At 73.8% G+C, this 14,564-nt stretch carries 11 protein-coding genes; 9 read left to right on the top strand and 2 right to left on the bottom strand.

Features of this window, described 5'->3' with window-relative positions; translation table 11 throughout:
* Positions 1–38 precede the first annotated feature (38 nt).
* The 7 genes from EDD30_RS36580 to EDD30_RS36550 are packed head-to-tail and all read left to right on the top strand — an operon-like array spanning position 39 to position 9,161.
* On the top strand, positions 39–530 hold the full coding sequence (locus EDD30_RS36580) for a chemotaxis protein CheW (protein ID WP_071805246.1): 492 nt from the start codon (positions 39–41) through the stop codon (positions 528–530).
* Positions 527–1,969 (top strand): CheR family methyltransferase, encoded by a 1,443-nt coding sequence (locus EDD30_RS36575; protein ID WP_244945528.1) that lies wholly within the window; start codon positions 527–529, stop codon positions 1,967–1,969. Before EDD30_RS36580 ends, EDD30_RS36575 begins: the two co-directional genes overlap by 4 nt.
* Positions 1,966–2,502: a chemotaxis protein CheW gene (locus tag EDD30_RS36570; RefSeq protein WP_071805245.1), complete on the top strand. Its 537-nt coding sequence runs from the start codon at positions 1,966–1,968 to the stop codon at positions 2,500–2,502. The genes EDD30_RS36575 and EDD30_RS36570 overlap by 4 nt, the downstream gene beginning before the upstream one ends.
* Positions 2,502–3,968 carry a methyl-accepting chemotaxis protein gene (locus EDD30_RS36565; RefSeq protein WP_084556375.1) on the top strand — a complete coding sequence of 489 codons (1,467 nt, stop codon included), beginning with the start codon at positions 2,502–2,504 and terminating at the stop codon, positions 3,966–3,968. Before EDD30_RS36570 ends, EDD30_RS36565 begins: the two co-directional genes overlap by 1 nt.
* Positions 3,965–6,106 (top strand): hybrid sensor histidine kinase/response regulator, encoded by a 2,142-nt coding sequence (locus EDD30_RS36560; RefSeq protein ID WP_071805243.1) that lies wholly within the window; start codon positions 3,965–3,967, stop codon positions 6,104–6,106. The genes EDD30_RS36565 and EDD30_RS36560 overlap by 4 nt, the downstream gene beginning before the upstream one ends.
* Positions 6,103–7,206 (top strand): chemotaxis-specific protein-glutamate methyltransferase CheB, encoded by a 1,104-nt coding sequence (gene cheB / locus EDD30_RS36555; RefSeq protein ID WP_123678719.1) that lies wholly within the window; start codon positions 6,103–6,105, stop codon positions 7,204–7,206. The genes EDD30_RS36560 and cheB overlap by 4 nt, the downstream gene beginning before the upstream one ends.
* On the top strand, positions 7,203–9,161 hold the full coding sequence (locus EDD30_RS36550) for a response regulator (protein ID WP_071805631.1): 1,959 nt from the start codon (positions 7,203–7,205) through the stop codon (positions 9,159–9,161). Before cheB ends, EDD30_RS36550 begins: the two co-directional genes overlap by 4 nt.
* A gap of 40 nt (positions 9,162–9,201) precedes the next feature.
* Here the strand turns inward: EDD30_RS36550 and EDD30_RS36545 are convergent, their stop codons facing one another.
* Positions 9,202–11,772: an ABC transporter permease gene (locus tag EDD30_RS36545; protein WP_071805630.1), complete on the bottom strand. Its 2,571-nt coding sequence runs from the start codon at positions 11,770–11,772 to the stop codon at positions 9,202–9,204.
* On the bottom strand, positions 11,769–12,560 hold the full coding sequence (locus EDD30_RS36540; RefSeq protein ID WP_071805629.1) for an ABC transporter ATP-binding protein: 792 nt from the start codon (positions 12,558–12,560) through the stop codon (positions 11,769–11,771). The genes EDD30_RS36545 and EDD30_RS36540 overlap by 4 nt, the downstream gene beginning before the upstream one ends.
* A gap of 150 nt (positions 12,561–12,710) precedes the next feature.
* On the opposite strand from EDD30_RS36540, the gene EDD30_RS36535 reads away from it, so the two are divergent.
* Together EDD30_RS36535 and EDD30_RS36530 are read left to right on the top strand one after the other, a co-directional pair.
* Positions 12,711–13,877 (top strand): sensor histidine kinase, encoded by a 1,167-nt coding sequence (locus EDD30_RS36535; protein WP_071805628.1) that lies wholly within the window; start codon positions 12,711–12,713, stop codon positions 13,875–13,877.
* A complete protein-coding gene (locus tag EDD30_RS36530) occupies positions 13,874–14,512 on the top strand; it encodes a response regulator (RefSeq protein ID WP_071805627.1) in 639 nt (212 codons plus the stop codon). The genes EDD30_RS36535 and EDD30_RS36530 overlap by 4 nt, the downstream gene beginning before the upstream one ends.
* Positions 14,513–14,564 lie beyond the last annotated feature (52 nt).

Here is a 14,564-nt window from a genome sequence, read left to right as displayed (position 1 = left end):
CTCGCCGATGCGGGTGAGATGCCCGCTAGCCTGAGCGAATGGGGCAGCCCGGACAAATAGCTCCACCGGCGGAGACGTCCGCCGGTGCGGCGTCACTCGTCTTCCGGGCCGGCCCCCTGCTGTGCGCGTTGCGGATCGAGGACGTCATCGAGACGATGCGCCCGCTGGCCACCCATCCGCTCGCCGGCACTCCCCCGTTCGTCAGCGGCATCTGCATCATGCGGGGCGCGCCGACGCTGGTGATCGACGTCGCCCGGCTGCTGGGCGGGGCCACCGCGCCGGTGGGCCGGTTCGTCGCGGTGCGCACCGGGCGGGGACCGGTGGCGTTCGCGATCAGCACCATCCTCGGGGTGCGCCAGGTCGGCGCCGGTGCCACGCCCGGCCACGAGGCGCTGCTCGGGGACGCGTCGGCGCGGCTGGTGGCCGCCGTGGGGACGATGGACGCCGAGCCCGTGCTGGTGCTGCGCGGCATGCGCCTGGTGCCGGACGAGGTCTGGGCGGCCGCCGCGGACCTGGCGGTGCCGGCGTGACGACCGACCTGACGCAGGCCGGTGACGTCACGCGCTTCCGGGTCCAGCTCGCCGCGCAGCTCGGGTGGGCCTTCGACGACAACGACGTGGCGCAGCTCGCCGACGTGCTGCGGCGCCGGGTGGAGGCGGCGGAGCTGCGCACCGGGGCGTACCTGCGGCGGTTGGCGGCCGGCGGCTGGGAGACGGAGCTGACCGCGCTCGCCGAGGAACTCAGCATCAACGAGACGTACTTCTTCCGGCACGGCGAGCAGTTCCGGGCGCTCGCCGAGGTGGTCCTGCCGGAGCGGATCCACGACCGCGCCGCCCAGCGGGTGCTGAGCATGCTGTCGGTCGGGTGCTCGTCCGGCGAGGAGGCGTACTCGATGGCCGTGGTCGCCCACGAGGCGCTGCCCGGCCCGGATTGGATCGTGTCCGTGCTGGGCCTGGACGCCAGCGCCGCCGTGCTGCGCCAGGCCGAGCGGGCCCGGTATTCGGGCTGGTCGCTGCGGGAGACGCCGGACGCGATCCGGCAGCGCTGGTTCCACCCGCACGACGGCGACTACGAGCTCGACGACCGGATCCGCATGGACGTGCGCTTCCGCCGCTACAACGTGGCGAGCGAGGACGCCGGCCTGTGGCGCGCAGGCCAGTACGACGTGATCTTCTGCCGCAACCTGCTCATGTATCTCACCCCGGCGCTGCAGGAGAGCCTGGTGAGACGGATGACCCGGTCCCTGGCCGGCGGCGGCTACCTGTTCCTGGGCCACACCGACTCGCTGGGCAGCCGGCCGGAGGGGCTGGAGCCGCGGCACTCGCACCAGACGTTCTACTACCGGCGCTCGTCCGTACCGGAGATCTCCGCGCCCGTACCACGACCCCAGCCGCCGGCGATGGTCCCCCGCGTGCCGGTACGGGCGGCGACGACGCCGCCGCGCCACGACCAGCGACCGGACCCGGCGGCGAACGTCCACGACCGGGCCATGCGGCTGCTGCGCGACGAGCGATTCGCCGAGGCCCTGGCCGTGGTGGAGGGCGGGCTGTCCGCACACCCCGCACCCGCCGAGATGCTGCTGCACGGCGTCCTGCTGGCGCAGGCGGGCCGGCTCGAGGACGCCGAGATGGTCTGCCGCCGGTTGCTCGACGCGGACGGGCTCCACGCCGACGCCCACCATCAGCTCGCCGTCTGCCTGGAGGGCGGCGCCGCGGTGGACGTGGCGATCGGCCACTACCGGTTGGCCGCCCACCTCGATCCGGACTTCGCCATGCCCCGGCTGCGGCTCGGCCTGCTGGCGCGGCGCCGGGGCGAGAACCAGGCAGCCGGCGTCGAGCTGGAGCGGGCGCTGACCCTGCTGCGCCGCGAGCGCGAGGACCGCCTGACGCTGTTCGGCGGCGGCTTCGGCCGGCTCGCCCTGACCAACCTGTGCCGCGCCGAACTGGACGCCTGCGGGGTACGCCGATGAGCCCGAACGACGTCGCCGAGCGGCTGGCCGGACTACGCGCGGACTTCGACCGCTCGTTCGCCGAGCCGGCGCGCCGTCACGACGAGGAGTACGCCGAACTGCTGGCCGTGCACGCCGGCGGGCGCCCGTACGCGCTGCGCCTGTCCCAGGCCTCGGGCCTGCACCAGGACCGTGCGGTGACGCCGCTGCCGGGACCCCAGCCGGCGCTGCTCGGCGTGGCGGGCTTCGGCGGCGCGATCGTGCCCGTCTACGACCTGGCCGCCCTGCTCGGCCACGCCGTCCCGGACCGCCCGCGCTGGCTGGTGCTGACCGCCGGGGCGCCCGCACTGGCGCTCGCCTTCCACCAGCTCGACGGCCATGTGCGGGTGACCGCGGCGGAGATCGTCGAGGAGCCCGGCGCGGACGGTGGGGACATCCTGCGCGGCATGGTCCCCCTCGCCGGCGGGACCCGTCCGATCGTCGACCTGCCGGCGGCCCGTGCCGCGGTGCACCGGCTCGCCGGCCACACCGAACATGCGGAGAAGGAGCGATGATGGCCCGACGCACTTTCGGCACCAAGCTGGCGGGCGGCGTCGGCATCACCGTGCTGCTCACCCTGCTCATGGGTGCCGCCGCGGTCGCCGCGCTGTCCGTCGTGGTCGGCGCCAAGGACGACGCCATCCGGGTGGCTGCGGAGGATCTGGTCAACGCGGAGCGCCTGACCACCGCGGCGGAGACCCGGATCTCGGACTACCGCGCCTTCCTGCTCAGTAACAACCAGACCAGCCTCGACGCGACCATCAAGGACCGTGAGGAGTTCCTCGCCCTGCTGACCGGGTTGCGCGCGACGCTGACCGACCCGGCGGCGCTGAAGCTTCTCGACGCCGTCTCCGCCGCGGAGGCCAACTACGCGGCGGTGCTGCAACCGGTCATCGAGCGTCGCAAGACCATCACCGATCTGCGCAACGTCAACGAGCTCAGCTCGAGCGCGACGGGGCCGGCCCGGGAGACCTTGCGCAAGGCCATCGACGACCTGACGTCCCGGGTACGCACCGAGGTCGAGGCCACCCGCCGGGAGTCGTCGTCGAAGGCGACCCGGTCCATCGTGGTGATCGTCGGGCTCGGCGTGCTGGCGATGGGCTTCGGCATGATGGTGGCCCTGAAGCTGAGCCGCGACCTGCGGCGCGAGGTTGGCGCGGCGGTCGGGCACATCCAGAGCTCGTCGGCGCAGCTCGAGGCGGCCGCCGCCCAGCAGGCCAGCGGCGGGCAGGACCAGGCGAGCGCCATGAACGAGATCACGACCACGATCAGCGAGCTGCTCATCACGTCCCGGCAGATCGCCGACAGCGCGCAGCGCGTGTCCACGATCGCGGAGGAGACCGCGGAGGCGGCCCGCACCGGCGACGCCACCATCGACCAGACCCGGGCGTCGATCTCGGCTATCCGGACGCAGGTGGACCAGATCGTGCAGCACATGCTGGCGCTCGGCGAGAAGTCGCAGCAGATCGGCGGTGTCGTCGAGCTTGTCTCGGAGCTGGCCGAGCAGACCAACATCCTGGCGATCAACGCGACCATCGAGGCGAGCGGCGCGGGCGAGTGGGGACGCCGTTTCGCGGTCGTCGCCGAGGAGATCCGCAAGCTCGCGGACCGGACCGCGGGATCGGCGAAGGAGATCCGGGCCCTCATCGAGGACGTCCGCGGCGCGGTCAACACCACCGTGATGGCCACCGAGATCGGGGCAAAGTCGGTGGACGCGGGCGCGCGGCAGTTCGACGACGCCACCCATTCGTTCCGGCGCATCGCCCAGCTCGTCGCCACCACCAACGACGCGACCCGGGAGATCGAGCTCTCCACCAAACAGCAGAGTACGGCGGTCGAGCAGGTCAACGTCGCGGCCTCGGACACCGCCCGGGTCACCCGGGAGACCGAGGCGAGCGCGGTGCAGACGCGCCAGACGGCGGCACACCTGTCGAATCTCTCCGGCGACCTGCTCGACCTGGTGGGCACCGGCCGCCGATGAGCCAGGATCCGCTGCGCTACTTCCGGGTCGAGGCGCGGGAGCTGGTCGATCAGATCAGTGCCGGCGTGCTCGACCTGGACCAGCGCCCCGGCACCGAGCTGGTGGCGCGGCTGCTGCGTTTCGCGCACACCCTCAAGGGCGCGGCCCGGGTCGTGCGGCAGCAGGAGATCGCCGATCGGGCGCACGCGTTCGAGGAGGTGCTCGTCCCGCACCGCAGCGACGACGGACCGCTGCCGGCCGCGGAGATGCGGGAACTGCTGCGGCTCAACGACGAGATCGAGCGGTACGTCGCCGCGCTGGAGCCCACCGCGGACGGCGCCGTCCCGCCCGCGGACCGCGCCCCGCCCGCCACGGCACCGGCGAAGGAGGATCCGCGCGCGCCGGAACCGGCAGCGGCCGTACCCGCCGCACCGGAGCCGCCCGCCGCACCGGAGCCGCCCGCCGCACCGGTCGAACCGGTGCCCGCCGCCCGCACGGCGACCGCCGACGTCGACGACCTGCTCGACGCGGTCGGCGAGGCACACGCGCGGTTCGCCCCGCTGCGCACCGGCTACGCCGCCTTCGACAAGCTGCACCGGGCGGCCGAGGCCCTCGCCGACCAGTTGCGCGCCGGCCGGAGCGCCGAGCAGACCGCGACGACCCGCGCGGCGGCGGTGCGCCTCGCCGCGGACCTCGGCGCCTTCGGCCGCCAGCTCACCGACACGGTGGAACAGGTCGAACGCGAGCTCGACGAGGTGCGGGGCCGGGCGGAACGGCTGCGGCTGGTCGCCGCGTCCAGCATCTTCACCGCGCTGCGCCGGGCCGTCCGCGACGCCGCCGAGGCGTACGACCGGCGGGTGCGCTTCGACGGCCGCGGCGGCGACCTCCGGATGGACCCCCACGTGCTGACCCTGGCCAGCGGTGCGCTGCTGCACATCGTGCGCAACGCGGTCGTGCACGGCGTCGAGCCGGAGGCCGACCGGCTGGCGGCGGGCAAGCCCGCCGAGGGCACGGTGACCGTCACGGTCGAGCGCCGGGGCAGCTACGCGGCATTCCTGTGTACGGACGACGGCCGCGGCTTCGACCTGGCGGCGGTCCGGCGCACCGCCGAGGCCCGGGGCCTGCTGGTGCCGGGCGGGACCGAGCCCGGCGAGCAGGCGCTGCTCGACCTCGTGCTCCGCGGCGGGATCAGCACCTCCCCCACGGTCACCGAGGTGGCCGGCCGCGGCATCGGCATGGACGTGGCCCGCGACGTCGCCGACCAGCTCTGCGGCGATGTCAGGATCCGCACGAACACCGGCCTGGGCACCACGGTCGAGCTGGTCCTGCCGCTGGCGCTGCTGTCGCTGCACGGGCTCATCATGGAGGCGGCCGGTTCCGTCGCCACGGTGCCGCTGGACTCGGTGCGCACCTGCGTACGCCTGCACCCGGAGCAGGCGACGACGGCGGTGGTGACCGGCAAGCTGGCCCACGACGGCGAGGCCCTGCCGTTCCTGCCGCTGGCCCGCGCGCTCTACGCCGGGACCACGGTCGACCAGGAGGAGGGCGGCCCGGGCGTCGCCGTGGTCGTCACCGCCGACGGGCGCTCCGTCGCGGTCGGGGTGGACCGGCTCGCGGGCACGTCCACCCTGGTGGTCCGGCCGCTGCCGGAGCTGGCCCCGGCGGCGCCGGTGATCGGCGGGGTGTCGATGGACCTCGACGGCAATCCGCGCCTGGTGCTCGACGCGCAGGGCGTGATCGCGGAGGCGTCGCGCGTCGGCGGCGGCGCGGCACCGCCGGAGCCCGCCATCCGACTGCCCATCCTGGTGGTCGACGACTCGCTGACCACCCGCATGCTCGAGCGCAGCATCCTCGAGTCGGCCGGCTACGAGGTGGACCTGGCCGCCTCCGGCGAAGAGGGGCTCGACAAGGCCCGCGCGCGCCGGTATGGGCTCTACCTCACCGACATCGACATGCCCGGCATCGACGGGTTCACCTTCGTCGCCGAGACCCGCGCCGACCCGGAGCTCGCCGAGGTGCCCGCGATCCTGGTCAGCTCCCGGGCCAGCGCCGAGGACCGGGCCCGCGGCGCGGCGGTCGGCGCGGCGGCGTACGTGGTCAAAGGCGAGTTCAACCAGGAGGAGTTGCTCGCCCACATCCGAAGGCTGGTGCCGGCATGATCCGGGTACTGCTCGTGGAAGACTCGGCGACCATGCGCGCTCACCTGCGCGAGTCTCTGGCCGCCGATCCGGAGTTGCAGGTGGTGGGCGAGGCGCTGGACGGCCCTCAGGCCGTGGAGCTGGTCGGCCGGCTGCGCCCCGACGTGGTGACGATGGACATGATGCTGCCGACGATGAGCGGGCTCGCCGCGACCGAGCACATCATGGCCGAGTTCCCCACCCCGATCCTGGTCGTCTCCTCGGCCGACCGGCAGGAGCTGTTCAGCACGTACAACGCCCTGGCCGCGGGCGCGGTCGACGTGCTGGAGAAGCCGCGCGGCGACGCCTCCGACGCCAGTTGGGGGCTGCGGCTGTGCTCGGCCGTGCGTTTGGTGTCGCGGATCCGGGTGATCACCCACCCACGGGCCCGGCTCGACGGCCGCAACCGCGGCGCGGGCCCGCCGCCGTCCTCCGGGCCGCCGCCGGTCGCGGCCGCCCCGGTCCAGGCCGCCCCGGTCCCGGTGCGCGAGACGGCGCTGCAGGCGGTCGCCGTGGGCGCCTCGACAGGAGGTCCCGGTGCCCTCACCGACCTGCTGCGGGCCCTGCCGTCCGGGTTCCGCGCGCCCGTGCTGTGCGTGCAGCACATCGCCGCGAGCGAACCGTTCGCGGTGGCGTTCTCCGACTGGCTCGCCGGGCAGACCGGGCGCGACGTCGCCTACGCCCGCGACGGGGTGCCGCTGCGCAGCCTCGGCGGGCGGGTCCTGCTCGCCCCGCCGGACCGCCACATGCTGATCGCCGACGGCCTGGTGCGGCTCAGCGGCGCGCCGCCGCGGCACTCCTGCCGGCCTTCGGTCGACGTGCTGTTCGATTCGGTGGCGGCCGAGTGCGGGGCGGCGGCCGCCGGATGCCTGCTCACCGGCATGGGTCGCGACGGCGCGGAAGGGCTGCTGCGGATGCGGTCCCGCGGTGCGACGACGTTCGCGCAGGACGAGGCGAGCTGCGTCGTCTACGGCATGCCGCGGGAGGCGGCGCTGCTCGGCGCGGCCGCGTACATCCTGCCGCCGGCGCGCATCGCCGCCCGGCTGGAAGACCTGGCTCCGGTCGCGGGGGTGCGGCGATGACACCGACCGTGCTGATCGTCGACGACAGCCTCACCGTCCGCATGGACCTGCACGAGGCCTTCGAGGCGGACGGCTTCGCCACCAGGCTGTGCGCCACCGGCGAGGAGGCCCGCGCGGCGTTCCGCGACGGCGGTTTCGAGGTGGCCGTGCTGGACGTGCTGCTGCCCGACGCCGACGGCGTGGAACTGCTGCAGGAACTACGTGCGCTGCCGGGCCGCGAGCAGACCGTGACGGTGCTGCTCTCCAGCGAGGAGGAGGTCGCGGACCGCCTGCACGGACTGCGGACCGGCGCCGACGAGTACGTGGGCAAGCCGTACGACTCCGAATACGTCGTCGCCCGCTCCCGTCAGCTCCTCGGCGAGGACGGCACGCCCGCCGAGCCGCGGCCGACCGTGCTGGTCATCGACGACAGCCTGACCTTCCGCGAGCAGCTACGGCAGCTCCTCGAGCCCGAGGGGTACTCGGTGATCACGGCCGCGTCCGGCGAGGAGGGTCTGCGTACCGCGGCCGACCGGCGCCCGCAGGCCGTCATCGTCGACGGCGTCATGCCGGGCATCGACGGCGCCACGGTGATCCGGCGGCTGCGCCTGGACCCGACGCTGCGCGACACGCCCTGCCTGCTGATGACGGCCGCGGACGACTACGCGACCGAGGTGCAGATGCTGGAGGCGGGCGCCGACGCGTTCGTCCGCAAGCAGCAGGACCTTGCCGTGGTGCTGGCGAAGCTGGCGGCGGTGCTGCGTACCAGTGCCGAGCAGCTCCCCATCGAGGTGATCGGCAGCCTGCACGGGCCCGGGAAGGTGCTGGCCGTCTCCGCGGACCGGCGGCGGCTCGACGAGTGGGGCGACACCCTGCGCGCCGACGGGTTCGACGTGGTCTCGGCCACCGGCGGCGACGAGGCGCTCGACCTGCTCGCCGCGCAGCCGGTCGACTGCGTCGTGCTGCACCTCGACCGTGAGGCCCTCGAGACGTGTGCGCGGATCAAGGAGGCGCCGCAGATCGGCGACACCCCGCTGGTGATGACCGGCGACCAGGACGACGCGCTGCTGGAGAGCCTGGCCGCGGGCGCCGACGACTATGTGCGCTCCGACGGCGCGGACACCCTGCGAGCGCACGTCCGCGCCCAGATCCGCCGCAAGCAGTCCCTCGACGAGAGCCGGCGCATCCGGGAGGAGCTCATGCGCCGCGAGCTCGATGCCGCCGGCGAGCGCGCCGCCCGCCAGCTCGCCGAGACCCGGGCGGCGCTGGTCGAGGAGCTGGAGTGGCGCAACCGGGAGCTCGAGGCGTTCAGCGGCTCGGTCTCGCACGACCTGCGCGGACCGCTGCAGGTGATCAGCAGCTACGCCGAGACGATGCTCGACGAGGACGACGAGGACGAGCCGCTCGGCCCGGAGGTGCGGCACCGGATCGAGCGGATCCAGGCGGCGGCCACACGGATGGCCGATCTGGTCGAGTCGCTGCTGATCCTCTCCCGGGCCAGCCGCGGGGAGCTGCGCCGCCGGCGCTTCGACCTGACCGAGACCGTGTGGCAGGTGATCCGCGAGGTCGAGGCGCGGGAGCCGGACCGCGAGATCGAGTTCCGCGTGGACGAGGCCATGTCCGCCGACGCGGACGAGGGCCTGGTGCGGGTGATCCTGGAGAACCTGATCAACAACGCCTGCAAGTTCACGCGCAAAGTCGAGAAGCCGGCCGTCGAGGTGGGCTGGAACGGCCCCGGCGAGGATCCGCGCTACCACGTCCGCGACAACGGCGCCGGCTTCCCCGCGGGCAAGGCGAGTGCCCTGTTCCGCCCGTTCGCGAGGTTGCACAGCGCCGAAGACTTCCCCGGCACGGGCATCGGCCTGACGACCGTGCACCGGGCGGTGGAGCGCCACGGCGGCGAGATCCACGCGGAGGGCGAGGACGGTCGTGGTGCGACGTTCTGGTTCACCCTCCCGCCCGCGCGCCGCGCCTGAGCCCCGGCCGGTGACCCGGCCGGGGCCGCACCGCTTGCGGTCAGTCGGTGGCGAGCGCCGCGACCGGGCTGACCTTCGCGCCCCGCCGGGCCGGCAGCACTCCCGCCAGGGCGGTGAAGGCCACCAGGGCGAGGAACACCAGGGCGAGCTGGCCGACCGGCAGTTCCAGCGGGAGGTTGACGCCGAGCGACTTCATCATCAGCCACGCGTACGGCACGCCGAGCAGCAGGCCGACCGTGGCCCCGATGACCCCGTAGAGGCTGGACTCGGTGGTGAGCATGGTCCGCAGGCCGGCGCGGGAGAGGCCGACGGCGCGCAGCAGGCCGGACTCGCGGACGCGTTCCACCACCGACAGGGCGGTCGTGGTGCCGACGCCGACGACCGCGATCAGCACGGTCAGGCCGACCAGGCCGATGAGCACCGCGAGCATGGTGGTGATCATCTTGTCGTACTCGTCGCGCTGGTCGGCGAGGACCGCGACGCCGAGTCCGCTGTGGCCCGCCGCCAGTTGCCGCATCGCCTTCTGACCGGCCGTACGCCCCTCCTCGCCGGGCTTGGCGGCGTCGGCGAGCAACCCGGTCGGAGTGGCCGCCGCGCCGAGCTTGGTGAGGTCGCCCGGGTCGGTCACGATGTCCGACTGCAACGGCCCGGAGTCCGGCAGGATCGCGACCACCTGCGCCTGGAGCTTCTTGCCGTTCGCCGTCATCGTGGCGGTGTCGCCGACGTCCAGCCCGTGGTGCTCGGCGACGTACGTGTTCATCGCGACCTTGCCGGGCCCGATCGCGGCCAGCGAGCCGCGCGTGACGTCGATCTTCTTCAACTCCGGCAGCGCCGTCATGGACAGGTCGGTGACCCGCAGCTTCCAGGTGTTCTCACCGCCGGGGATCTCGACGTCGGAGAGGCGGCGGTACGGCGTCACGTGCGTCAGGTCCGTGCTGGCCTGCGCCTGCGTCACGACGGTGGCCGGCACCGTGGCCGAGTCGCCGTTGGCGGTCAGCTCGAAGTCGGCGGGGGCGGACGAGGCCAGTTCCCGGTCGGCCAGGACCCGCGACGAGGCGCCCGTCACCACCACTCCCGCGATGAGCGCGACGCCGAGAGCGACGACCACCGACACCGCGGCGGCACGCCGGGGCGCCCCGCCCACGCCGCCGACGGCGAGCCGGCCGACCGGGCCGAGCCGGCGCAGCGGCCAGCCGACGGTGGCGAGCACCGGGCGCACCAGCAGCGGGCCCAGTGCGATGAGCGCGAGGAAGGCCAGCGCGGCGGAGCCCAGGGTCGCGTACATCATCGGCTCGGCGTCGTAGTTCTTGGTGTCGGGGCCGGGCAGGTTGGCGACGACGTACGCGACCAGCAGCGCCGCACCGGCCGCGACCAGCACACCGAACGCGCCGCGGATCTTGCCGATGCTCTTGCGCCCGGCGGTCGTGCTGGCCGACCGCAGCGCCTCCAGGGGCGCCACCTTGGCGGCCGAGAGCGCCGGGGCCAGCACCGCCAGCACGGTGATCACCGTCGAGAGCAGGACGACGCCGACCGCGGGCAGCACCGGCAGCCCGGGCGAGGAGACCTTGATGTCGAAGGCGCGCAGCAGGGGCGGCGTCGCCTGGCCCAGCGCCAGGGCGCCGAGCACACCGACGGTGCCGGCGACGAAACCGGTCAGTGCGCCTTCGACGGCGAGGGCACGCCACAGCGAGCCGCGTCCGGCACCGACCGCGCGGAGCAGGGCGAGCTGGCGCATCCGCTGGGCGAACACGATCCGGAAGGTGGACGTGGCGACCAGGCCCGCAGCGCCGACGGCGATAGCCACGAACATCCCCATCGCGAGGAAGAGCTCGTCGATGCCGGAGGCGGCCTGCTGCGCTTCCGCGAGCCGCACGTCCGCACCGGTGCGGACCTGAGGCCGCGCGCCTCCCTCCTGCGGCGCGGGAGCGGCGGCGATGACGCGCTCCGCGGCGGCGGTCACCGCGGCGGCGTCGGCACCGGGTTCGAGCCGCAGCTCCACCTGCTGCATGAGGTCCGAGTTCGCGATCATGGAGACGGTGCTCTGCGGCGCGTACGCGGTGCCGCCGAAGTCGCTCTCGGCGTCGACGATCCCGGTGACCGTGAGCTTCACCGGCTTGATCGGCTTGTCGTTCTTGTCGCGCCCGGTGTGGATGGTCACCGTGTTCCCGATGGCCAGGCCCATCCGGTCCGCGGTCCGCGGGCTGACGGCGATCTGGCCGGGCTCGGCCGGATAGGTGCCCTTCGTGGCGTGCACGGTGGCGAGCGGGCCGCTGCCCGGATCGGCCACGAACTCGATGAAGTCGCCGTTCAGCTCGCTGCCCGCCCGGGGCCGCCCGACGACCTCCGCCACGCCGGGAACGGCCTTGAGCTTGGCGATGTCCTGGGCGCGGAACTCCATGTCGGCGAACTCGTTGTCGCCGCCGGGGCTGACCACCAGGTCCGCGGCGGCCGGAGTGCCGGTGAACCCCTCGATCGCGGTCTTCTCGGTGATGTCCCGCGCGAGGACGGTGCTGTAGACGACGAAGGCCGCGACGAGGACGGCCAGGCCGGTCAGCAGGAGGCGGGCGGGCCGGCGGGCGACGCCGGCGAGCTGGGTGCCGAGGACCTTCATCGCTGGTTCCCCAGGTGCTGCAGGGCCTCGGCGACCGACGCACGGTCCGGGCGGTCGATCTCGCCGGCGATGCGGCCGTCGGCGAGCAGCACGACCCGGTCGGCGTAGGCGGCGGCGGCCGGGTCGTGGGTGACCATGACCACGGTCTGGCCCAGCTCGCGCACCGAGTTGCGCAGGAACGACAGGACCTCGGCGCCGGAGCGCGAGTCGAGGTTGCCGGTCGGCTCGTCGGCGAACACGACCTCCGGGCGCGAGACCAGAGCGCGGGCGAGCGCGACGCGCTGCTGCTGGCCGCCGGAGAGCTCGCTGGGGCGGTGCTTCAGCCGTTCGGTGATCCCGAGAACCTCGGTGAGGCGGGCGAGCAGGCCGCGCTCGGCGGTGCGTCCGGCCAGATCCAGGGGCAGGGTGATGTTCTGCTCGGCGGTGAGCTGCGGAAGCAGGTTGAAGGACTGGAAGACGAAGCCGATGCGTTCGCGGCGGACCTTCGTCAGCACCTTGTCGGAGAGCACGGTGAGGTCGGTGCCGCCGAGCAGCGCGCGGCCGGAGGTGGCGGTGTCGAGGCCGGCGAGGCAGTGCATGAGGGTCGACTTGCCGGAGCCGGAGGGGCCCATGATGGCGGTGAACTGGGCGCGGGCGAATCCGACGGTGACGCCGTCGAGGGCGCGGACCGCGGTGTCGCCGGTGCCGTACACCTTGACCAGGTCCACGGCCGCGACGGCGGTGAGGTGGCCGTCGGGTGCGCCGTCGGCGGAGGTGAACGGCGCGGCGGCCGGGGATGGCGGGTACATGGGGTGCCTCCGGGTTAGGGGATCTGACGGGAGAGATCTTGCGGGAGGCGAGGCGGGCGGCACATCGGCCGGCGGTGAGGAACGGCCCAGGGCGTGGATCTGCCTTTCGGCCGATGGAGGCCGCCGGAGCAGCCGTTACGCTGGGTCACGATGTTGACGCAACGCGCCCTGCTCTTCCGGCTGGCCCAGCTCGGTGGCCTCTTCCTGATGGCCTGCCTCGGCCTGTTCGACCTGGCCAACGGGCTGAGCAACAGCGGGGACGTCGTGCTCCTGCAGGTGCTGAGCGCGATCGCCACCGCGGTGGTCTGGCTGCGCCGGCACCGCCAGGGCTCGACGCGTCTGCCGAAAGTCGCAATGGCGCTCGCCGGCTTCTCGCTGCTGCTCACGATCGCCGTCGGAGGCGCGGACCACGGCGGCAGCTATGGCGTCGCCGAGGCGGTCGGGTTGCTCGGCGTGCTGTTCGTGGTCAGCCGGCGCGGCGACCCGCAGTGGGCCATCGGCGCGGTGCTGGCGACCGGAATGGCCCTCGGCTTCCTGCCGCTGCGCAGCGGCCCCGACTCCGGCATGGTCATCCTGGGCCTCGCCCAGGGCCTGGCCGGCACGGCCGTCATCGGCCTCGGCGTCTACCTGCGGACCCTCGAGGCGACCCGGGTGCGGGCGATGGACACGGTCCGCGCCGAGCAGCGCGCCGAGTTCGCCCGAGACCTGCACGACTTCATCGCCCATCACGTGACCGGCATCGTGGTGCAGGCGCAGGGTGCCCGCTTCATCGCCGAGCAGGACCCGAAGCGGGTGCTGCTCGCGCTGGAGCAGATCGAGGCCGCGGGCGCCGAGACGATGGCGTCGATGCGCCGCATGGTCGGCGTGCTGCGCGACCCGAACGCGCAGCCGGACGCCCCGCTGACGCCGCTGGCCGGGGTCGACGAGCTGAGCCCGCTGCTCGAGCAGTTCACCAGCTCGGGCGGCCCGCTCGCGCGACTGCATCTCGACGGCAGCACCGAGGGCGTCCCGGTCGAGGTCTCCACCTCCGCCTATCGGGTGGTGATGGAGGCGCTGACCAACATCCGTCGGCACGCGCAGGGTGCACGGGTCGCCGACGTGTGGGTGCGCCGCACGCCCGACTGGTTGCTGGTCCGGGTGGCGAACGACGGATTGCCACCCAAGGCCGGCACGCCGCGGGAGGCGCCAGGGTACGGTCTCGTGGGCCTGCAGGAGCGGGTCCGCGCGGTCGGCGGGCGCATCACCGCCGGGCCGGGCATCGACGGCGGCTGGGTGGTCGACGCGGCCCTGCCCTTGGACCAGGAGGTGACGCGGTGATCCGCGTGATGATCGCCGACGACCAGGCGATGGTACGCACCGGCTTCGGCATGATCATCGGTGCACAGCCCGACATGGAGCTGGTCGGCGAGGCGGCCGACGGCGTCGAGGCGGTCGCGATGGCGCGCAAGCTCAAACCGGACGTGGCGCTGTTCGACATCCGCATGCCGCGGATGGACGGGCTGGAGGCGCTGCGGCTGCTCGCCGGCCCGGGCGTCGCGGACCCCATGAAGGTGGTCGTCGTGACGACCTTCGACCTCGACGAGTACGTGCACCAGGCGCTGCGCAACGGCGCGGCGGGCTTCCTGCTCAAGGACTCCGGCCCGGCGCTGCTGGTGGAGGCGGTGCGCGCGGCCGTCTCCGGGGACGCCCTGATCAGCCCGTCGATCACCGTACGGCTGCTGGAGCATCTCTCCCCGCCCGCGCCGAGCGACGACGACGGCGGCCTGTCGCCGCGTGAGCTGGACGTGGTGAAACTCGCCGCACGCGGCCTGACCAACGCCGAGATCGCGACCGAGCTGTTCATCTCGGTCGGCACGGTGAAGACGCACCTCGGCAGCGTGCAGACCAAGCTCAACGCCCGCAACCGGGTGGAGATCGCCGCTTGGGCCTGGGAGCGTCGTCTGGTGGGCTGACCCTGAACGAGGGATTCTGTCCCGGTTCCTTCCGAGTCGCCCTTCTTCCGGC

This window comes from Couchioplanes caeruleus (genome assembly GCF_003751945.1).
GTDB lineage: Bacteria > Actinomycetota > Actinomycetes > Mycobacteriales > Micromonosporaceae > Actinoplanes > Actinoplanes caeruleus.
This window is presented reverse-complemented; position numbering and strand designations above follow the sequence as displayed.